The organism is Clostridium sp. D46t1_190503_E9, assembly GCF_015555225.1.
Classification (GTDB): domain Bacteria; phylum Bacillota; class Clostridia; order Clostridiales; family Clostridiaceae; genus Clostridium.
On sequence record NZ_JADNKB010000008.1, the window covers coordinates 54,050 to 76,725 of the forward strand.

The window sequence follows — 22,676 nt, forward strand, 5'->3', positions numbered from 1 at the left end:
ATAAGAAAATTTTAAAAATAAAAATGTGATTCAAATCAAATTTTGAAAAATTATAATCTTAAATTAAAAATTGCATATATAACATCATAAAATCAGTTTAATCTTTAATCATTAAAATAATAAAAACTTTATATCATAAACTTTTCTAAAACTTCAAAGTATAATAAGAATCAAAAAAATAAGAAGATATAGCATAACTATATCTTCTAAAATATTTATATTATACTAATTGTTGAAGACATGTCTTTAAATCTTCTTCTGGTGTACTAATAGGTTTAATATCAAATGTATCTACTAGGTATTGCAGTACATTTGGTGATATAAAAGCTGGAAGTGATGGTCCTAAGAACATTCCTTTTATTCCAAGAGACAATAATGCTAATAAGTCTGCAACAGCTTTTTGCTCATACCATGATAAAATTATTGATAATGGTAATGCATTTACATCTGTATCAAAAGCATCTGCTAAACTTGTTGCAATTTTCACAGCAGAATAAACATCATTACATTGACCTACATCTAAAAGTCTAGGCAATCCATTTACTTCTCCAAATTCTAACTTGTTAAATCTGTATTTTCCACAAGCAAGAGTTAAAATAATACAATCCATTGGAACTTGTTCAGCAAACTCTGTATAATAATTTCTTCCTGGTCTTGCTCCATCGCATCCTCCAATTACAAAGAAATGTCTTAGCTTACCTTCCTTAACTGATTCCACTATCTTATCTGCATGACTTAAAGTTGCTTTATGAGCAAAACCTACTAATATTTCGTGTTCTTCTTCATCTTCTTCAAATCCACCTAACTCAAGGGCTTTATCAATTATTTCTGAAAAGTCCTTATATCCATTTTCATCTCTTCCTATATGCACTATTCCATCCCAGCCAACTACTGAAGTACTATAAATTCTATCTTTATAGCTTTCCCTTGGCTTCATTAAGCAATTTGTTGTCATAAGAATACAACCTGGTATATTATCAAATTCCTTTTGTTGATTTTGCCATGCAGATCCAAAGTTTCCTACTAAGTGCTTATATTTTTTTAGCTCATCATAACCATGGGATGGTAACATTTCACCATGTGTATATATATTTATTCCTTTTCCTTCACTTTGCTCTAATAGCATTTCTAAATCTCTTAAGTCATGACCTGAAACAACTATAAATGGTCCTTTTTTAATATTTACATTTACTTTATGAGGTGTTGGATTTTTGTATCTAGTTGTGTTCGCATCATCTAAAACTCTCATAACTTCTATAGCTATTTCTCCAGTTCTCATTACCCAACGTATTAATTCTTCTACTTCTACACTATCATTTGTTATAATTTCTAATGCTCTAAAATAAAATTGATCCACTTGATCGCTATAAAAATCAATAAATCTAGCTTGATGACCATAAGCAGATATTCCTTTTAATCCATAAAGAATAGTTGATCTTAATGATCTTATATCTGCATCTAACTCTTGATCATACATTATTCCAGCTTTAACTGCATCCTTTAGCATTTCCTGTTTAGTAGCACTTAAGTTATATGTAGCTGGATCAGGGTAATCACCTTTTGGTGCTTTACTTCGTAATGATTCTTTTATTTTTTGTGAATCTTTAAGCATTTGTATATGAACTTCTACATCAAAGTTAACATTAGTTAAAGTTGTAAAAAGTCCATTTTCTACAAACTCAACTATTGTTTTATCTATAAGATCCCCTTTATCTATTAGTGGTTTAGCATAACATGATATTCCCTTTAGTTGATAAATCAATAAATCCTGAAGATTTGCAACTTCTGGTGTTTTACCGCAAACCCCCATCTTAGTACACCCCTTGCCCCCCATAGTTTGCTCACATTGATAACAAAACATTGCATTATCCATATCTTTATCTCCTTTCCATATAAACCTATTCTTAGTTATATAACCCTATTATCAGTTATATAAACTATTTTTATTCATATATAATACTCTTTTAAAAAGCAAAAAATTCACGATTGCTTTAAACAATCGTGAATTTTATATTCTTAATTTTTCTTTATTCCTATTATTTTTTTAAATCCTATGATTGAAATAATGCAATTAACTATAAATATAGCTATGCAAATTACTAAGCTAAGTAAATATACAAAATTTAAATTTTCTTTCATAAAATCAGCTAATGCATTAATTGCAAAATAACTATGAATTGCACCAACTACTAATGGAATGAAATAAAATAATGCAACTTCTCTACTTATAGATTTACTTATATCTTTCTTTGAAGCTCCTATACTTAAAAGTGTTTTATACTTTTGCTTATCTTCATTTGCATCACTATAAATTTTTATATAAATAATACTAGCTTCTGCTAATGCCATTACTAAAAATAAGAATCCTCCAATTGCATAAACAAATTTTACCCATTCTATTGTTTTTAACTCAAATTGCCCATAAAATCCATGAGTGGTTTCTAAATTAAGATTTTTTCCTATTTCATCTATTACATTAATTATATTTTCTTCATTTTCTATTTTAATGCCATAGAAATTTATTTCAGTTGCTGTTTCTTTAAGCTTTTCATATTCATCATTATTAACAACTATAGTAGAATAATTTAATGCTTCACCAAAAACTCTGATTCTAGTACTTTCGCTTACATTAAACTTAACATCATTTAATGTAATATCATTGGTATTAGCTAAAAAGCTCATAAGAGTACCTGGTCTTTCAATGTATATAACATTATTACCTTCCACCATTTCCTCATTAAATTTATCTAAGTCTTTCTCATCACCATTTGCTTTCAATATATTAGATAAATTATCATAAGATACTACTATATATTCATCATTTTGATATTCCGGAACATCTTTTAATGTACTATTAACCTTTAGTACTTTAGTATTTAAGGAATATTTTTCTTCTCCAACTTCTTTTAATTTATGCGCTATTTCTTCTGAATTAAACTCATCTGTAGATGAAATTGCTAAAGAATATAAAGTAATATTTCTTTGGCTATTTTCATATGTTGTCTTCATTGAAAAGGCTGTTCCAAGAACTGTAGTAGTTGTTGCTGTTAGTATAGCTATAGTAGCATAAATAGTATAGTTTTTCTTAAATCTATAAGCTAAATTATTTATAGTTACAATATTTGATCCTTTGTATAATATAGATTTTCTATTAATTAAGAAATTAAACACTATTGGGAAAACAGCTCCAAATAATCCATATGTTCCTATACAAACTAATACTAAAGTCTTAAGAGCATTCATTGCTTCTTCATTTACTAAGTAATATCCATATCCAATTAGAAATAATGAAATTATTCCAATTATATATATAATAAAATTAACTTTAGGCATCTTTTCTTGTTTTTTATTTGCATTTAAAAGATCTACAATTTTGCTTCTAACTATACTTATAAATCCTTTTATACTCATAAATAAAAAGATACACATAAAAATTGCTACAGTATAAATTATTGAATTTAAGCTTACATTAAACGTCACATCTATATTAAAGTCTGCAATTTTAAAAACTACTATTTGAAAAAACTTTGATAAGACAACTCCTATAGTTGTTCCAATTATTGATGCACTTACTCCAATTAACATCATTTCAATAAAATATATCTTTCCTATTACTGATGAATCAAGCCCCATAAATGCATAAATACCAATTTCCTTTTTTCTATTTCTTAAGAAGATATTAGATGCATACCAAATAAAGAAAAACATAAATATAACTAAAATGACAGTTATAACTTGCAAAATAAGCTTGCTATATTCTTCATTCATATCACCAAGGACTTTCATTGCCTCTCCATCCATCATAATTAAGAAATTACTTAAAATAACCACCGAAAAAATCATTGAAATAAAGAACATAGTATATACTTTTATATTATTCTTAAAATTATTATAAGCTATATTAAATACGCTCATTATTTAGCACCTCCTAAAGATGCTAACATATCAATTATCTTACCATAAAACTCTTTTCTATTATCTCCTTTATTTAATTGACACTTTATTTCTCCATCACTTAATATATAAACTTTATTAGAATAACTTGCAGTAAGAGCATCGTGAGTAACCATAACAATAGTAGCATTTTCTTCCTTATTTGCTCTACTTAAAGATTCTAGCAAATCTGATGATGATCTTGAATCTAATGCTCCAGTAGGCTCATCTGCAAAAATTACTTTTGGATCAGTTATTAAGGCTCTAGCTGCTGCCCCTCTTTGCTTTTGTCCTCCAGATAATTCATATGGATACTTCTTTAAATGCTCCTTAAGACCGAATATCTCTGCAATATTAATTACTTTGTTTTCTATATCTTTAGTTTTCTTTTTTCCTAATGCTAATGGCAATGCTATGTTATCCATTAAATTCATATTATCTAATAAATTATAATCTTGAAATATAAACCCTATTTTATCTCTTCTTAAATTAGATAATTCCTTATTCTTAATCTTTGTTATATCTTTTCCATCAAGAATTATTTCACCTTTTGTTGGTTTATCTAAGCTTGAAATTAAATTAAGCAAAGTAGTTTTTCCTGCTCCTGATGGCCCCATTATAGAAATAAAATCACCTTCATTTACAGTAAAATTTATATTATTTAAAACCCTTGTTCTAAACCCTCTAACTCCATACTCCTTAGATACATCTTTTAACTTTAAAATTTCTTTCATAACTAATTCCTCCAAAATTAACTTTAACTTTAATTTTATTTTAATAGTTTTTTAATTTGGATTCCTTCACTTAACCTTACCTTTTTTATTCTAATGTTACATTTTAGTAACCTTTAAATAATCGGAGATTTTATAAAAGTATATATTAAATAAAGTATATTCACCCTTAATTGATTCCACAGAAATTTCATGTTCTAATTTGTTTAATACCTTCTTAGTAAAATAAAGTCCCATGCCAGTAGATTTATATACTTTATTTCTACCATTACTTCCTGTAAAACCTTTATTAAATATCCTTTCTATATCTTCTTTTTCTATGCCGATGCCATTATCCTTAATACATAGTTTTATATATTCTCTATTATCTTCTGCATAAAATTCTATCTTACCATTTTCTTTTGAATATTTAATAGCATTATTAATTAATTGATCTATAACATAAATAATCCATTTTCCATCACTATAAATATTATAATTTAAATTGCTTGTAGCAATTTCTATCTTATTTTTTATTAAGAAAAATGAATTGTTTCTTATAGATTTTTTAACTATATCCCCCAAATTTTCTTCTTTAATAAAAATATCCTCTGAAGCTACAGTAGCCCTACTTCCATAAATAACTGAATTAACTAGAAAATTAATTTTTTCTGTTTCATTTTTTATGCTACTTGCTGCATCATAATCCTCTATATCTTCTGTAATTATATTTAATGCTGTTATTGGTAATTTTATTTCATGAACCCATTTAGAAATATATTCTTCCATATCTCTTAATTTTTCTTCATATTCCTTAGTTTTAAAATCATACTTTTTATCTTTATTGTCTATAAGCTTAAAAATAATTTCCTCTTCTAAAGAGCTTTCTTTAACATCTTCTAGAGAAATATCATTTTCATTTAAAATAGATTTATATAAATCGTAATATTTCTTTTTCCAATTAAAATAAGCAGTGTATATCCATATTAAATATATAGTAATTATAATGAAATCTAAATAAATTAAATCACTAGTTCGACCATTGAATGAATTTATTGAAATTAAATATATGTTTATTACTAATAATAAAACTATAGAAAAAATAATATTTATACTCTTTTCTTTTATAAATCTCATTAAGCTCATTAAATCATATACCCTATACCTTTCTTGGTTTTTATAAAATCATTTAATCCTAATTCATCCTTAAGTCTTCCTCTTAGCCTAGTTACATTTACAGTTAATGTATTATCGCTTACAAACTCATCATCATTCCATAAGCTCATCATAATTTTATCTCTTGAAACTACTTTACCTTTATTTTTAATAAGTATTGATAATATTTTCATTTCATTTTTTGTTAACTCAATAATATTATCTTCATACTTAAATGTACATTTTTCCATATCTAAAATAGTATCTTTATAATAAATAACAGAATCTGAAAAAGTATAATCATAGCTTCTCCTTAGTAATGCATTAATCTTAGTTATTAAAACTTCTATAGAAAAAGGCTTTGTTATATAATCATCGCCACCATTATTTATTCCCATAATTAAATCCATATTTGAATCTCTTGAGGATAAAAATATTATAGGCACCTTAGATATTTCTCTAATTTTTTCGCACCAATAAAACCCATCATAGTATGGTAAATTAACATCCATTATTATTAAACTTGGTTTCTTTTCAATAAATTCTTTTACTATATCACTAAAATTATCTATAAGCTCTATGCTAAATCCCCATTTCTCTAAAGATAAAGAAAGTTGTTTTGATAAATCTAAATCATCTTCTACTAATAATATTTCTCTCATAATAGCACCCTCCAAATTATTTTTATGTAAATTATAACATTACTTACATTTATATAAAACCTTATGGTTTGTAAATAGACCACCATTAATATATTATATATTTATTTCACTTAATTCATTTTAAAGCTAAAAGTAAAAAAGTAAATTAGCAAATATCATAGAGTAGATATTTACTAATTTACTTTTTGCTATATTTATCATAACTTATTATATTCACATACTTACTTTAAGTCAGATAAATTTACTCTTATAGTTTGGCTATCTAATAATTCTAGTATCTTAGTATGATATAATCTTATATATATTCCATTTTCTTTATCTAACTTTGGAAATATATATTCCGCCTTAATATCTAAATCACCATACACTTCTTTGTTTGTTATTTCTGAAGCTAAATAATTATAATCTCCATTACTAACTTTTAAATGCTCAACTGAAATATATCCTGTAGTTCTCATTGTAATTATAGTTCTATCTTCCTTATTAACTATACTTTCTACTTCAACCTTCCCTAGATTTCCTAAGTCCAATTGAACTCCCTCATCTATCTTATAAGTAACCTTTCTATCTTCACCATTTCCTATTGGTCCTGATTCACTAACAAAAGATATAATTGATAATTCCCCATCCTCACTAGGATTTTCATATTCCTCTCTTATTATTATACCGTTGTCGGAAGTATCATTAGTTTTATCTTTAAAATCTAAAACTCCTTTTTTACTATCCCATAAATAAGTACGAAAATATACTCCACTATTTTGGTTCCACGGATTACTATTTAAAATATCCATAGTTATGCCTGTTGGGAACTTTGTTAGTTTAGTGACTTCACTTTTTAATCCATTATACGAAATAATTTTATTAATCAAAAGTTCTTTACTATTTATATTCTTACTATCTAAATTAACTTTAAGTGGTTCTTTGTTAATTTGTATAGATTCTACATTATTAGATTTATTATATATATCTATACTATTAACAGTAATAGTTCCATCTAGTATCTCTGGCCATGTTTCACTACTATTTGAGTTTATTCCATAGCTAATCATACCATAATAAGTATAATCATCAATAAATTCTTTTTCTTCTAATCCTCCAGTAGCATCAATATTAGCATTAACCTTTAAAGTAGTATTTAAATAATAGATATTTGATTTATCAAGAATTTCACTACTTTTTATTTTATAAAAAAACTCTAACTTCCTACCATCAAAATATATATCCTCAATATCTACAGTGTATTTATCCTCACTTGCTGAATAGCTTTCTTCAACTGTATTGCCTTCATATCCTGTATCTATTTTATTATTTTTTGTAAAATACTCTAAAACTTTGCTTATTATAGGAATTTCTTGAGCATTAGCATTTGCAAATATCCCAAATGATACTGTACACACTATTAACACGCTTGCAGCTATTATAAATTTCTTATACTTTGAAAATTTATTTATTTTATATGCATCTTTATATGCATTATTAACTAATTCTTTCATATCCCAGGGTTCTTTAATGCTAGAATTTCTAGCCATTTCTTTTAACTTTTTATCAAAATTATCATCCATATTATTAATCCTCCTTTAAAATTTCATATAACTTTTCTTTTGCTCTAAAAACTCTAGATTTTACAGTTCCTTCAGGAATTGATAAGATTTTAGATATTTCCTTATATGATAAGTCATCAAAGTAAAATAATATAGTAGGGATTCTTAACTCCTTTGATAATGTTGAAATTGCATTGTAAAGGTCTATTTTATTATCTGAATTAATTGTATATGATGAAATATCTTCAATTCTTTCTAAATTAACAACCTTTCTATTTAAATTATAAATTTTATTACATTCACTAATCAAAATTCTAATAGACCAAGTTTTAAATAAACTTATATTTTTTAATGTATATAATTTATTGTATATAATTATTAATGTATTTTGAATTGCGTCCTTAACATCTTCCTCAGATGATAAAATTCCTTTTGCTATCCTATAATAAGCAGTTGCATTAGGTTCTACTAAAGATATAAAATCATTTTCTTCACACTTATTATCCATAAGTTTTATATGTTCTAAATTGTTTAATCTTTTATCAAAATAACTTAAAGTTTTCAAAATATCCCTCCTTCTAATCATTAGATATATAATCTTTATCAATAGTTCCATAATACCTTATATTATTTTTTAATATATCTATAGCTTCTACTGTAGTCCTAAATTAAGAATTAATAAACTCCATTTTTCAAACTCTCTTAAGTTTATATACAATCAATATTATTACTTTAGAAAAATAGAATATTTGAACGATACATGTAACTATTAATTTACTTGTTTTAATAATAACTTTTTAGTGAGTGGTATTATAAACTTAAGTTATTTAACAAAAAGTTCCATTAGGAGTGGAATTCTCTTTACTCTATTTACATTTTGCATTGTAATCTCTTTTTTAAGTTTAATATATTCCCATTAAATATTCCTAAAGAAAAACAATTAATAAGCAAAAAAATTATAAATGGAAATATTGAAATAAAGTATGCAGCTATAAGTAGATCAGCAACTAGATATGATAACAGATTATATCTAAATAATAAAGATATACATATTTTAAATATTCCTATACTTAAGGATAAAACTTCTGAAGCTAATTTTTACATAAATAAACAAATAAATAATATAATAATATAAAATAGACATTAGTTAGTTTTATCTAAAAAAACTAACTAATGTCCCGTCTTCTTTTTATCTAAATTTATTTGATTTTAGTGTATTTGCAATATTTTTCATTAATACAAATTTCTTTTTATTTCTATTAAATATTTCTTTCTTATAATAAGGAAATAAATCACTTGAATAATAAAGAAACTACCCATAACTGTAATTGCTGATATGCTTATTTTCATATCAAATGCATTGTTAAGTGCTAATAATGCAAATAAGGAATGTATTACTGCAACTATATATGGAAGTAAAAATAGTACTCCAATTTCAATAGTTGATATTTTTTTAATTTCTTTAAAAGTTAATCCTATTTTATTTAATTTACTATATCTTATCTTGTCCTCTTCTATATCCATATAGTATTTATTGTATAAGAAGCTTGCTGTAGTTACAAAGAAAATTATACCTATGAATATTGCTAAGAACATAAATATCCCATACCCCAATTTAATCGATTCTAATAAATGAGCTTTTATTAGTAAAACTCTTTCTTTACCATAGTTTTCTTCACCAAACCTTTTTAAGTAACTTCTTGATATATCTAATGTATCCTTATAATTATCTACATTAATACTACAAAATGAAAATTCTAAAGCCTTAATTTTGTCATATGATTCATCATTTAAAACATATATGCTCTCGTATAAAGCTGGAAGAACCCTGCTATCTAACTTTGAAATAATTTTAATATTTTCACCATCAATTTCTATGTTATTAACATTATTAGATAGTGATGAATTTAATAAACCTTCATTTTCCTTAAGGTCTATTTCTTCTTTCACAAATGATTTAGCTAATTTATTATAAGTCTCTTCACTTATTATATTTATTTCGTCATCATTATATTTTAATGATTTTATATTTCCTTTAGCCATTTTATAGTCATAATTACTTTTATTTAAGGCTCCCTCTAAAAATGCTATTTTTTCATCAACATCTAAACTTTCTTCATTGAAAGCATAAAAAAATGTCTGTGGAAAACTAGCATTAACCTCTGATTCTTTATTAAGCCAAAAGGAATATACTCCTCCAATAGATGTAAATGCTACTGCTGACGTTATTGTTATAAGAAAGAACATTCTAGTATTATCTTTTACTCTATATAAAAGATCTGAAACCCATAATAATCTTGTCTTGTTCATATAAAATACTTTATTGCGTCTCAATTTATTTATCATAAAAACACTAAATTGTGAAAATAATAAATATGTTCCGATTACAACAATAGTCGTTACTGGTATAATCCTATAAATTATATTTTCCATAGTTGAAGTAATGGAAAAATAATATCCTAAAACAATTAATATAATACATATTAATGTAAGAATCTTTGAAGATTTTGGTTCATTCTTTGGCTTCTTAGTTGCTTTAAGTAATGCTAATACTCTATCTTCCTTTATTATGCTAGTAGTAAAAATAGAAATTATCCCTCCCATCAAGATGAATCCTATTACTGTAATTATAATTGCCTTACTTGGTAGATAAAATCCTAAAATGCCATATCCAAGTAGCTTTCCACTAGCTAACAAAAATATTTTTGAGAAAATTAGTCCTATAAGAACTCCAACTATGCCCGATAAAGAGCTTATTAAGATATTCTCTATTATTATCATCCTCTTTACTTGCTTGTTTGAAGCTCCTATGGTATAAAGTATTCCTATTTCTTTATATCTACTTTTTAAAAACACACTTACTGAATAAAAGATAAAGAAACATAAAAATAAATAAGCTATACTCATAGTTAATTTAAATCCTACTTGCAAATAGTTACGAAAGCTACTTATATCCATATCTGGATGTAAGATTAACATAGTAAAAGAAAATAATAATGCTGATGAAATGCTGCTGCTTAAGAAGTATCCAAAATATGCTCTTATGTTTCTTATCACATTCCTAGTTGCAAATTCAATAAATTTCATTATCTTTCCCTCCTAGTAATGCAAGAACATCTAAGATATCTTGATAAAACTTTTGTCTATTATCCTCTTTATAAATTTCATTATATATAGCTCCATCTTTTATAAATAAAATTCTATTGCAATAACTAGCTGCCACTGGATCATGTGTAACCATCATTGTAGTTACCTTTTCCTCTTTATTAATCTTTTCAAACAATTCCATTACTATTTTTGATGATTTTGAATCTAAATTTCCAGTTGGCTCATCTGCTAAAAGAATTGATGGATCATGAATTAATGCTCTTGCTACTGCTGTTCTTTGAGCTTCTCCTCCTGATACCTCAAAAGTCCTCTTATTTAATATTTTTTCAATTCCTAGAATCTTTGCTACCCTTTCTAGCTTCTTATTTTGTTCTTTTACTGATACTCCATCTAAAGTTAACGGTAATAATATATTTTCACCAATAGTAAGCGTATCTAGCAAATTAAAATCTTGAAATACAAATCCTAATTCGCGTCTTCTAAATAATGATAATTCATCTCCTTTTAATAATAGAGGTTTAGTATCATTTATCCTTATTTCTCCTGAAGTTGGCTTATCTATTGTTGAAATAACATTTAATAGTGTTGTTTTCCCACTGCCTGAAGGGCCCATTATCCCTATAAATTCCCCTTCTTCCACAGTAAAATTAATATTATTTAGTGCAGTAAAGGCAACTTTATTTCCATATATTTTTTTTAAATTTTTAACTTTTAAAATCTCCATAAATTTCTCCCCTTATATAGTTAAAATTATTATCTTTGTTGATTAAACTTCAAATTAAAATCATATGTCCTGTTGATGATACAGGAATAAATTCGGTAAGACCTTCAACAATGGCAATTACAATAGACTTTAATATAAATATTATATCAATCATTCATTTTATCCTCCATTAAACTTTATATATTTAGTTTAATGGAGACTCTATTCTATGTACTATCTTTAAACCTTACATAATTATTACATGTATGTCACTTTTGCTTTTTATGCATAAAAATAAGGCAAATCATATAATATAACTTACCTTTATTTTATTATTTGTACTAAAAATAATTTAGTTAAATTTTTAATTCATATTTCAGCTTATATAATATTAATTTAATATCTTACTTCTTAAACTTTACTATGATAGTTGTTCCACACCCTATAGTAGAATCTATTGATATAATATGACCTAAATTATCACAAACCTTTTTCACTATGTACAATCCCATTCCTGTTGATTCACCATATTTACGTCCATTTTCTCCTGTAAAAAAAGGATCAAATACTCTTCTTATATCTTTTTTATTTATACCTATACCTTTGTCTATTACCATTAATGTAACATATTCAAAATTTTCTTCAGCCTTTATTATTAATTCTTTTCCTAAACCCTTTGAATACTTTATAGCATTAACAATAATCTGTTCTAATATAAATTTAATCCATTTTAAATCACTATATATTTCTATGTTTTTATCTATTTCAACTATTGGTTTCATTTTATTTTTAATAAAAATAGTTTTTTCTTCATTTATTTTATTCATAACCACTTTATATAAAGAAACCTTATCTATTACAAAATCTTTTTGAAAGGAATCTAGTCTAGCAAAATACATTGCCATATTCAATCCTTTATTTAGCTTATATACTTCATCTCTTATATTCTCAATAGGTAATTCCCCTTCATCTTCTTGCATTTTTAGCTGTATTATTGAAAGTGGTGTTTTCATTTGATGAACCCACTGATTTATAAACATCAAATGTTCTTCATGATTTTTATTTTTATCTACTAACTCGCTGATATATAAACTATTCATTTGATTTAAAATATTTGATATTCCTTCACCTAAAACTGAATTTCCTAAGTCTAATACTGTTTCATTTAAATCATTTAAATTCTTATTTAATAAGTTATATATTTCTCTATTTTTATAATATCTAACGCCTAAAAAGGTAAATAAAATAAACGTATTAAATACTAATATATAAAAAAATTCGCTTGAATCTAAACTTCCAAGAAGGATTATATAACTTAATGTAATTAAAAGGCTTAAGAAATATATAATTATATACCCTCTATTATCCTTTAAAAATAATTTCATACTATTTCTCCTACCAAGTTTTATTTAATCTATATCCAACTGTTCTTACAGTTTCTACTCCATTATATATTCCAATATCATGAAGTCTTTTTCTTATTCTACTTATATTAACATTTAATGTATTTTCTTCAACAAACTCAATATCATCCCATATCTTCTCTAAAAGAAAATCTCTATCTACAACTTTAGGATACTTTTTAATTAAATACTCTAATAAAATTCCTTCTTTTTTAGTTATAATCAATTTCTTATTATTAAACTCAATTTCGGATCTTTCTGGATAAAATATTAATCCATCAAGTTCAACTATCCTTTCTTTCATTTGTATAGCATAATCTCCAAAAGCCCTTCTTAAATGACTTTTTATTTTTGCCATAACAACCTCGTAATAAAAAGGCTTAGTTATATAATCATCTCCACCATTTTCTAGTGCCATAACTTGGTCCATTCCACTATCCCTTGCTGATATAAATATAATTGGAATTTTTGACTCTTGTCTTATCCTTCTACACCAATAAAATCCATCAAACTTAGGTAGGTTAACATCTAACAGTACTAAATTAGGATTAAATTCATTAAACTCACTAATTATATTCTCAAAATCTTCAACAACCTTTACATCAAATTGATATTTAGAAATATAATCTTTTAATAAAAGACTTAATGACGAATCATCTTCTATTATATATATCTTATAATTCATATTATTTGCTCCTTAATAATTAGAAATTACATTAATTATACAATTAATTTCCATACATTTGTATTACAATTTAGTAATGTTTATAATTAATTCTATTGCTTTATTACAATGAGTCTTTTATCCTAAATCAACACAAATATATATGACTTGTAAAAACTTTTATGTTGATTTTCTTAAATATAAAAAAGCTACAACTAGTATTATATAGTTATAGCCTTATTTTTATTTAAAAGTACTTTGGTTACGCTAGCCAAAGCTATAACGCCCTCTATACTAATAATAACATTATATTTAATTTCTAATTAACTTAACTTCTTTATTTATTAACCTTAATGATTCTTTTTTTATTCCTTCTAATGAATAATCACAACTTTTTTCTTGTATTAATATTTTCGTTTTTATATTAAATTCTTTATTATATCTATCTACTATTTCATTTTTAAGATGATATTTAAAACTACTTCCCCCTAAGACGACTACACTAGGGTTAATTATTGCTGATATTGTTTTTATAGTATTTATAATTACATGTATATACTCGTCATCATTTAAGTTGCTCATCAACATAGTATTTAAAAAAGTATCTCTCACAGGAATAAATCCAATTTCTCCAGCATATCCATTATCACCTCTTAGAACATTTCCATTTAGTATTACTCCGGATCCAACCCCTAATGAAGTAAAACTTACATATACAAGACTAATAGGTCCGACTTTATTCTCTTCTATATAATCATTATAAAAAGCTAAAGATGCAGAGTTTATATCATTTTCTAATAATATAGGAACATTAAATTTTTCCCTAAGATATTTTTTTATTTTTATTTCTTTCCAATCTTCCATTTTAATTCCAGATAAATATCCATCATTAGTTACAACTCCTGGAACACTAATCCCAATACCTTCTATATTATGATAAACTTCATATAAAGCTTCTATTGTATTTGCAATAGTTTTAATATCTTCTAGGCTACTTATTTCTTTAATCTTTTCTTTTAAAACTTCTCCTAAAGAATTGACTATTCTATATACTGTTTTATCCTCTTCTATTGATATTGCTATTATATATCTTTTATTAGAGTTCATCTTATATCTTTCGGCTCTTCTTCCACCACTAGATTCATCTAATCCTACAGATAGTATTTCATTCATTTCTATAAGCTCATTTAAAATGACTCTTACAGTTGTATGACTTAAACCTGTATCCTTAGAAATCTCAGCTCTAGTTGCATTACCTCTAGTCCTTATTGAATTCATTATTAATGAAGTATTTACATTTTTAAGTTCCTTTGGCTTTCCTGCAATTTTTTTCATTATGTAAGATTTAACTCCTTTAAAATATCTATTGGTTTTTTAAACTCAAAATCAGCCTCTATTCCTTCTAAGTTATCAGCACCCCATATAGCTAGTCCAAAATCCATTCCTGCAGCTTTAGTTGCTTTAAAATCAAATATTGTATCTCCAATATACATACAATCATTTGGGCTTATACCTAATATTTCAGTCACTTTTAATAATGGATCAGGATATGGTTTATGTCTTTTCGTATCTTCTGCTAAAACTTCACATTTAATATATTTTTTTAATCCAGTAGGTTCAAAATCTATTTTATATTGATCTTTCATTTTAGAACTTGCTATAGCACATATAATTCCTTTTGAATTTAATGTTTTTATTACTTCATCAAATCCTTCAAACAATGTAGCGCCTTCTTCAAAACCATTTACATACTCTACCCACTTTTCATAAGATTTTTCTATATCCTTAAATCCTAACTCTTCTAAAGTTCTCTTTCCTGCATATGCTTTATATTTAAGTAAATCTGAATACATAACATCTTTATCAAGCTCTTCTTTTATTAGTCTTTGAAGTGGAACTAAATTCATTCTCTCAGTATTTAAAACTGTTCCATCTAGATCAAAAATTATACATTTATACTTTTTCATATTTATATCCATACCCTTTATATTATACTTTTGAAAGTTTCCTTCAAAAGTATAATAACATAAATCAATTAATTAATCAATTACAGATAACTTAATTAAATTATATTTATTTTATATAATTTACTATAAATAGCTTTACTTATAACATATACAAAGAAATTAAAAATCGCTGTAATATATACTACTTTTATATATGCTGATTATTTATTCCTATCATCTTTTAGTATATCCCTAAAAATTTCACTCAACTAATTACTATATTTTTTAATATCATAATTTTCTTTGTTTAATTAAATAAAATGTAACTAATCTGTTAATATTTTTTAACTTTTATAAAATTATTGTTATATCAATCTAAAAATGCTAAAATATCGCTTAATAATAATTAATAAACTAAGGAGACTATAATGAATAAGAAAAAGACAGCAATAATTTCAACCAGTATATTAGGTGCTCTATCTATCAGCGCTTTAGGATTTATAGGTAATTATTTTTATAATTTAGCTCTTAATCCAACAGTATCAAAAGATGCTATATTCGGTACCCCAGAAGAAGCAAAAGAAACAAGTGGTGAAGTTATTGATGAAAATGTAGATTGGTTGCTTAATAAATCTAAATTTTCTAATGAATATATAGAATCATTTGATAATTTAAAGCTTCATAGTTACAAAATATTAAACGAAATCCCTACTAATAAATGGGTTATAACTGTTCATGGATATACAAGTAACGGTACCGATATGAGTGGTTATGCTAGAAAATTTTATGAAATGGGATTTAATATTTTAATTCCTGACCTAAGGGCTCATGGCGAAAGTGAAGGCGATTATATTGGAATGGGTTGGGACGATCGATTAGATATTATTGAGTGGATAAATTTAATTCTTAATACTGATAAAACTTCAGAAATAATCCTTCATGGAGTATCGATGGGGGCAGCTACAGTTTCAATGACTTCTGGTGAAGATATTCCAAGTAACGTAAAAGCTATTATAGCAGATTGTGGATATACATCTGTTTGGGAGCAATTTTCTCATCAACTAGATGTTTTATACTCATTACCAAGCTTTCCAGTAATGAATGCTTCATCAGTAGTTACAAAAGTTAAGGCAGGCTATACTTTAAGAGAAGCTTCCACACTAAAACAAGTAGCAAAATCTAAAACTCCAATATTATTTATTCATGGAGATGAAGATGATTTTGTGCCTTATTCAATGATGGATGAACTTTATAATGCTACAGGCTCAGAAAAAGAAAAATTAACTATAAAAGGCGCTGGGCATGCTAAATCATCTAAAGTGAATCCTGAACTTTACTGGTCTACAATTGGGAAATTTATAAATAGATATGTTAATTAACTAAAATATAAAGGCTACGATCTTATACTCCTCATCAAATTTAATAGTGAAAAAGAAGAAAATGAAAAGCTAATAAAAGAATGAAGTGTTTTTTATTAGCTTTTCAATAAATAAATTACTGCATAATTTATTTATTGTATCCATTAACTATTAAGTCTAACTTTCCAGTTTCAGGATCTATCGCAAGTCCATGAACTGATATGCCTTCTGGCATTAATGGATGTTTTTTTATTAAATTAACACTATCTTTTATAGATTCTTCAACTGAATCAAATCCATGTAGCCATTTCTTAATATCTATTCCTGCATTACAAAGTGTATCTAAAGATTCTTTTGAAATTCCTCTTTCAATAGCCTTTTGTAATAAATTATCTGTGTCCAAATTACACATTCCACAGCCATGATGTCCAATCACAAAAATTTCATCTATATTAAATTCATAAATTCCAACAATTATACTTCTAATTACACTTCCAAAAGGATGCATAATTGCTGCTCCAGCATTTTTTACAATCTTAGCATCACCATTTTTTATATGTAGTGCTTTAGGCAATAAATCTGTAAGCCTTGTATCCATACAAGATAAAATAAGTATTTTCTTTTTTGGATTTTTTGAAGTTATATATTCCTCATAATCTTTATTTTCAACAAAGTCTTTGTTAAATTTTAGAATTTCATCTAATTTACTCATAGGGTCCCCCTTTATGTTTTTTAGTCTTTTACTCATTTTATAATAAGCATACAATTTTTCATATGTTTTTTTATGTATTATTTTTGTATATTTTTTATTTTATATAATAAATCTTTATATTCAGCATCTAATTCTACTTTTTTTGTTTCATCTGTTTCTAAAGATAATAGTGAAATAACTTCTGTTAACCTATTATTTAAAACTAGCAATTCCTCTTCACATTTCTTTTTATTAGTATCAATTTTTTCAATATTTTTATGCTCTACATAAAAACTATAACCTCCATCAAATTCATGTAATTTATTTTCTTTAATTTCAATAATATAATCGCATATATTTGAAATAAATCTTATATCATGGGACACTAAAACAATGGTTTTATCAGTATTTACTAAAGCATTTTCTAATGCTTCTATAGATTTAATATCCAAATAATTGGTTGGTTCATCGAGTATTAATATGTTATTGTCTGATAAAATCACTTTGCATAAACCTACCTTTACTCTTTCTCCTCCACTTAGATCTCCTACTCTTTTATATACACTTTTATCTTTAAATCCAAATTCACTTAAATTAATTCTTATAAAAGTTTCATCGTAAGATGAATCCTCTTTTATATTTTCCAAAATACTTTTATAATCATCTAAAATGCTTTGCCCTTGGTCAAAGTATCCTATTTTTACATTGCTTGAAATCTTAACTTTATCACTATTTCCATTAATTATATGTTTCAATAAAGTTGTTTTTCCACAACCATTTTCACCTAATAAAGCAATTTTTCTTCCTTGTTTTATTTTTAAGTTAACATCATCAATTAATAATTTATTTTTCACATAAATTTTTGAATCATTTACTTCAATAGGAATTTTAGAATTTAACTTCATACTTGGTACAATATTAATTATTATTTCCTTTTTATCCTTTGGTTTTTCTTTAATCTCTAAATGATCTATTCTACTTTTAATTGATTTTATATTATTATCTATATTCTTCTTTCCTCTTTGATCACCCATTTTTATAGTTTTAGCTTCTGATGGCCCCATTCCCTTAGGTGCCTTTTTAATTCTATCTCTCAATACTTCCTTTTCTGATATAGCTTTTTCCAACCTAGATTTTTCATGAATATATTTATTGTATTCTCTTTCATTAACCTTTCTATTTTCTTCTCTTTGATTAAGATAATCACTATAACTCCCATTATATATAGTAAGCTTTCCATCTTCAATTTCAACAATCTTATTACATAAATCATCTAAAAAATTTCTATCATGAGAAATGATAAGCAATGCTCCTTTATATTTCTTAAACAGTTTATTTAAAAGCTTAACACTTTCAACATCTAAATTAGAAGTAGGTTCATCTGCTATTATAAGACTACTATTTTCTTCAAAAGCCTTTACTATCCTCATTTTAACCTTTTCTCCTCCAGATAAATAATCGTCATATTCATCTGGAACATGAAACATACCCTTTACTTTTCCACTTCCTTCAATTTCGCACCATGCTTCTCTTTGACTAATATAAGAATAACTATCCGTAATATAAGTAGTTCCCTCATCTGACTTAATTTCGCCTATTAATATTTTTATTAAAGTGGTTTTTCCTACTCCATTTTCCCCCACTATTCCAATTCTATCTCCGTCCATTATTTCAAACTTATCTATATCGAGTAATAATCTATCACCATAATATTTCTTCAAATTATTAATACTTCCAAGCTGCATATTAAGGCCTCCATAAATAAAAATATAAAAGAAGGATATTGCAAAAACTATACTTTACAACTATCCCTCTTAAATTTATCTTTTATAATATTATTTGATTTATTAGTTAAATGTATTCTATTATAATTTTATTCCATAGATAAAGATATTTAATAATATTACTAGCTTTTGGACAAGATATATATTATGATTATAAAAAATACTAATTTAAGGTGGTACATATATGACAGTTTATGCAATAACATTTTATTTAAATGAAGATTCTCATTCATGTGGTTGTGATTCTCACGATCACGATCATGATCATCATCACCATCATCGTGATGATTATGATATAGTTGGAACTATAAAAACACTTGGTGCTTGGGCTAACTTCATGCCTGATAGTTACTTAGTTAAAACTGATATTTCAGCTAATGAAATCTCAGAAAAGATTAAAGCACACTTACAACCTAATGATTTACTTTTTGTAACTAAGGTTGATAAGGATGATGTTGCATCCTTAACTCCTGGTGTAGTAGATTGGATAAAAGCTTAATTGTAAAAAACACAGTGATTACTGTGTTTTTTATATTTCAACTTTTAAGTAAATATTTTATTAAATTATTATTACTTAAAATAATTTAATATAATCTTTCTTAAATTTAATATATAATTATTATAAATTTATAAAAAGGGGCTGGGGCTATATGAAATATAAAATACTAAAAGTAAGCATGATAAATTACAAACTTTATTATGAAGGAAAGGAAATTGATTCGTACATTGACTTAATTAATAAATATTCAAAATATGGATATTCTTTATCTCAAGTTCTGTCATTACCTAGTGAAGATACATCTACTCAATTAACATTAGATATTATTTTGCAAAGAGATGATAGTACTTCTCCATATAATCAAGGATTTCCATATTAATTATAAAAAGGAAAGCTATAACCAAACAGCTTTCCTTTTATTTTTCAATATTATTAACTTCTCAATCACTCAATTTAATAGTTAATCATTATAAATTTCTTTATATTCTCTATAACTATCCTATTTTGCTCTTCTGTACCCATTGAAATTCTAACGAACCCACTCATGCCGATAAATCTTCCATCCTTTACTATTATTCCTCTTTCTTTTAAGAAATCTACAAGCTCAGTTGCTTTATCTCCTAATTTGAACATAATAAAAGATGCATATGATTTTATATATTCTATATTAAGCTCTTTAAAAGCATTTTCATACATAGTAAGTGCTTTTTTATTATTAATTCTTACTTTTTCTACGTATTCTTTTTCCTTTATAACTCTAACAGCTAAACCTTGTGCATATGAATTTAAGTCAAATGGTCCAATAGCAAAATTAAACTCATCAATTATACTTGGTCTAGCAATTCCATATCCAACTCTCACTCCCGCAAGCCCATAAGCTTTTGAGAATGTTCTCAATATTATTACATTAGAGAATTCCTTATAAATCTTTAAAGAATCTAATGGATCTTTCTCTAAAAACTCTATATATGCCTCATCTAAAACTACTTTAACATATGAAGGAACTTTTTCTAAAAATGATATTATATCTTCATCACTTAAAAGTGTTCCTGTTGGATTATGAGGATTAGATATCCAAATTAATCTTGTATTTTCATTTATTTTTTCTAAAGTAGCATTTAAATCTATACCATAGTCTTTTAATGGAATCTTAATATATTTACATTCTTTAATTTTTGCAGCAATTTCATATGTTGGAAATGCTACATCTGGCATTATTACTTCATGATTTCCCCTTACTAACCCAAAAGTTAAAGCTTTAATTAAATAGTCTGAACCATGAGAACAGAATACTTCTTCTTTTGTTACTCCAAAATATTTAGCAATCTCTTCCCTCACTAAGGTATTTGTTACATCTGGATATAATTTAGGATCTATTTGTTTTATGCAATCTACTATATCAAATGAATGTTTTATTTGATTTTCATTTGAATCTAGTTTAATTATGTCATAACTCAATTTAATCACCTAAGCTAATTTGTTTTTACAATCATTTTTTGTTTCAAAATCATATAGATTTTCTAATGTATATTCAACCATATTAGCTACTGCTTCATCTGTATAGAATCCATAGTGAGGAGTTACTATAACATTTGGGAATGATTTTAAAGTTAATAATGTTTCATCACTAATTACATTATTTTGGTGGTTGCTATGGAAAATTCCATACTCATGTTCATAAACATCTGTTGCAACACCGCCAATTTTACCACTCTTTACACCTTCAATTAGTGCTTTAGCATCCATTAATTGACCTCTAGATGTATTTATTAAAATTACACCATCCTTCATTTTAGCAATTGACTCATCATTTATTAAGTGATAATTATCAGCTGTTAATGGACAATGAAGTGATATTATATCAGCTTGTTCAAATACTTCATCTAATGTTTTATATTCAATATATTTTGCTGCATTTTCATTAGGATATAAATCATATCCTATCATCTTACTGCCAAATCCTGAAAATGCTTTAATAGCAATTTGTCCAATTCTTCCTGTTCCAATAAAACCTATTGTTTTATTTCTTAATTCAAATCCAATTAATCCATCTAATGAAAAATCTTGAGCGTCTACTCTCTTAAATGCTTTCTTGAAGTTTCTTGCTAAACATAAAGTAACCCCTACTGCAAATTCTCCTACTGAGTTTGGTGAATATGCTGGTACATTTGCTACATTTACCCCAAATTCCTTTGCAGCTTCTAAATCAATATTGTTATATCCAGCTGAACGAGTTGCTAAATATTTAACACCTAATTTTGAAATTATTTCTATTGCTTCTTTATTTGCATTACAATTTCCCAATATGCTTATAGCATCATATCCTTCAGCTAAATTTGCATTTGATGGCCCAAAAGATTCCTTTACAATTGTAACTTCATGACTATACTTACTTGAGAATTTTTCAAAACTACTCATTTCATCTGGTCTTACACAATACGCTAATACTTTCATAACTATACTCCTTTTGTTTATCTTTTTGTAAATTTATTAGATAAATATATGTAGGAGTCTCCCCC

Annotated in this window: 20 protein-coding genes and 1 pseudogene; 3 read left to right on the forward strand and 18 right to left on the reverse strand. The window is 25.7% G+C overall.

Going from position 1 to position 22,676, the window contains the following annotated elements; translation table 11 throughout:
* Positions 1-220 precede the first annotated feature (220 nt).
* The 14 genes and pseudogenes from hcp to I2E83_RS10670 all read right to left on the reverse strand — a co-directional run bounded on the left by hcp (position 221) and on the right by I2E83_RS10670 (position 15,846).
* Positions 221-1,873: a hydroxylamine reductase gene (gene hcp / locus I2E83_RS10605; RefSeq protein ID WP_195429722.1), complete on the reverse strand. Its 1,653-nt coding sequence runs from the start codon at positions 1,871-1,873 to the stop codon at positions 221-223.
* Positions 1,874-2,016: 143 nt separating this feature from the next.
* Positions 2,017-3,915 (reverse strand): ABC transporter permease, encoded by a 1,899-nt coding sequence (locus I2E83_RS10610; protein ID WP_142691056.1) that lies wholly within the window; start codon positions 3,913-3,915, stop codon positions 2,017-2,019.
* Positions 3,915-4,667 (reverse strand): ABC transporter ATP-binding protein, encoded by a 753-nt coding sequence (locus tag I2E83_RS10615; protein WP_195429723.1) that lies wholly within the window; start codon positions 4,665-4,667, stop codon positions 3,915-3,917. Before I2E83_RS10615 ends, I2E83_RS10610 begins: the two co-directional genes overlap by 1 nt.
* A gap of 96 nt (positions 4,668-4,763) precedes the next feature.
* Entirely contained in the window at positions 4,764-5,789 is a 1,026-nt protein-coding gene (locus I2E83_RS10620; protein ID WP_195429725.1) for an ATP-binding protein, read from the reverse strand.
* Complete coding sequence (locus tag I2E83_RS10625; protein ID WP_195429727.1) at positions 5,789-6,460, reverse strand: response regulator transcription factor; 672 nt, start codon at positions 6,458-6,460, stop codon at positions 5,789-5,791. The genes I2E83_RS10620 and I2E83_RS10625 overlap by 1 nt, the downstream gene beginning before the upstream one ends.
* A gap of 221 nt (positions 6,461-6,681) precedes the next feature.
* A complete protein-coding gene (locus I2E83_RS10630) occupies positions 6,682-8,022 on the reverse strand; it encodes a DUF4179 domain-containing protein (RefSeq protein WP_195429729.1) in 1,341 nt (446 codons plus the stop codon).
* A 4-nt stretch (positions 8,023-8,026) separates the two neighbouring features.
* Positions 8,027-8,566 carry an RNA polymerase sigma factor gene (locus I2E83_RS10635; protein ID WP_243249635.1) on the reverse strand — a complete coding sequence of 180 codons (540 nt, stop codon included), beginning with the start codon at positions 8,564-8,566 and terminating at the stop codon, positions 8,027-8,029.
* Positions 8,567-9,234: 668 nt separating this feature from the next.
* Positions 9,235-11,088 carry an ABC transporter permease gene (locus I2E83_RS10640; protein ID WP_195429731.1) on the reverse strand — a complete coding sequence of 618 codons (1,854 nt, stop codon included), beginning with the start codon at positions 11,086-11,088 and terminating at the stop codon, positions 9,235-9,237.
* On the reverse strand, positions 11,075-11,833 hold the full coding sequence (locus tag I2E83_RS10645; protein ID WP_195429732.1) for an ABC transporter ATP-binding protein: 759 nt from the start codon (positions 11,831-11,833) through the stop codon (positions 11,075-11,077). Before I2E83_RS10645 ends, I2E83_RS10640 begins: the two co-directional genes overlap by 14 nt.
* A 52-nt stretch (positions 11,834-11,885) precedes the next feature.
* Positions 11,886-11,987 (reverse strand): annotated as a pseudogene (locus tag I2E83_RS10650) (undecaprenyl-diphosphate phosphatase); the annotation flags it as partial.
* Positions 11,988-12,216: 229 nt separating this feature from the next.
* Positions 12,217-13,197, reverse strand: a complete 981-nt coding sequence (locus I2E83_RS10655) for a sensor histidine kinase (RefSeq protein ID WP_195429733.1) — start codon at positions 13,195-13,197, stop codon at positions 12,217-12,219.
* Positions 13,198-13,207: 10 nt separating this feature from the next.
* A complete protein-coding gene (locus tag I2E83_RS10660) occupies positions 13,208-13,900 on the reverse strand; it encodes a response regulator transcription factor (protein WP_195429734.1) in 693 nt (230 codons plus the stop codon).
* Positions 13,901-14,191: 291 nt separating this feature from the next.
* Positions 14,192-15,214 carry an ROK family protein gene (locus I2E83_RS10665; protein WP_195429735.1) on the reverse strand — a complete coding sequence of 341 codons (1,023 nt, stop codon included), beginning with the start codon at positions 15,212-15,214 and terminating at the stop codon, positions 14,192-14,194.
* The gene (locus I2E83_RS10670) at positions 15,214-15,846 is read right to left on the reverse strand and encodes an HAD-IA family hydrolase (protein ID WP_195429736.1); all 633 of its coding nucleotides are present in this window, start codon (positions 15,844-15,846) and stop codon (positions 15,214-15,216) included. The genes I2E83_RS10665 and I2E83_RS10670 overlap by 1 nt, the downstream gene beginning before the upstream one ends.
* 407 nt (positions 15,847-16,253) lie before the next feature.
* Here I2E83_RS10670 and I2E83_RS10675 point away from each other — a divergent pair, with 407 nt between their 5' ends.
* A complete protein-coding gene (locus tag I2E83_RS10675; RefSeq protein WP_195429737.1) occupies positions 16,254-17,204 on the forward strand; it encodes an alpha/beta hydrolase in 951 nt (316 codons plus the stop codon).
* A 127-nt stretch (positions 17,205-17,331) separates the two neighbouring features.
* Here I2E83_RS10675 and I2E83_RS10680 read toward each other — a convergent pair whose 3' ends face one another.
* Both I2E83_RS10680 and cplR read right to left on the reverse strand, forming a co-directional pair.
* Positions 17,332-17,895: a carbonic anhydrase gene (locus I2E83_RS10680; RefSeq protein ID WP_195429738.1), complete on the reverse strand. Its 564-nt coding sequence runs from the start codon at positions 17,893-17,895 to the stop codon at positions 17,332-17,334.
* A gap of 77 nt (positions 17,896-17,972) precedes the next feature.
* Positions 17,973-19,619: an ABC-F type ribosomal protection protein CplR gene (cplR, locus tag I2E83_RS10685; RefSeq protein ID WP_195429741.1), complete on the reverse strand. Its 1,647-nt coding sequence runs from the start codon at positions 19,617-19,619 to the stop codon at positions 17,973-17,975.
* A 223-nt stretch (positions 19,620-19,842) separates the two neighbouring features.
* Here cplR and I2E83_RS10690 point away from each other — a divergent pair, with 223 nt between their 5' ends.
* Both I2E83_RS10690 and I2E83_RS10695 read left to right on the forward strand, forming a co-directional pair.
* Positions 19,843-20,157 carry a hypothetical protein gene (locus I2E83_RS10690; RefSeq protein WP_195429743.1) on the forward strand — a complete coding sequence of 105 codons (315 nt, stop codon included), beginning with the start codon at positions 19,843-19,845 and terminating at the stop codon, positions 20,155-20,157.
* Positions 20,158-20,308: 151 nt separating this feature from the next.
* Entirely contained in the window at positions 20,309-20,536 is a 228-nt protein-coding gene (locus I2E83_RS10695; RefSeq protein WP_195429745.1) for a hypothetical protein, read from the forward strand.
* Between the two features lie 74 nt (positions 20,537-20,610).
* Here the strand turns inward: I2E83_RS10695 and hisC are convergent, their stop codons facing one another.
* Both hisC and I2E83_RS10705 read right to left on the reverse strand, forming a co-directional pair.
* Positions 20,611-21,615: a histidinol-phosphate transaminase gene (gene hisC, locus I2E83_RS10700; protein WP_195429747.1), complete on the reverse strand. Its 1,005-nt coding sequence runs from the start codon at positions 21,613-21,615 to the stop codon at positions 20,611-20,613.
* Positions 21,616-21,624: 9 nt separating this feature from the next.
* Entirely contained in the window at positions 21,625-22,611 is a 987-nt protein-coding gene (locus I2E83_RS10705; protein WP_195429748.1) for a D-isomer specific 2-hydroxyacid dehydrogenase family protein, read from the reverse strand.
* Positions 22,612-22,676 lie beyond the last annotated feature (65 nt).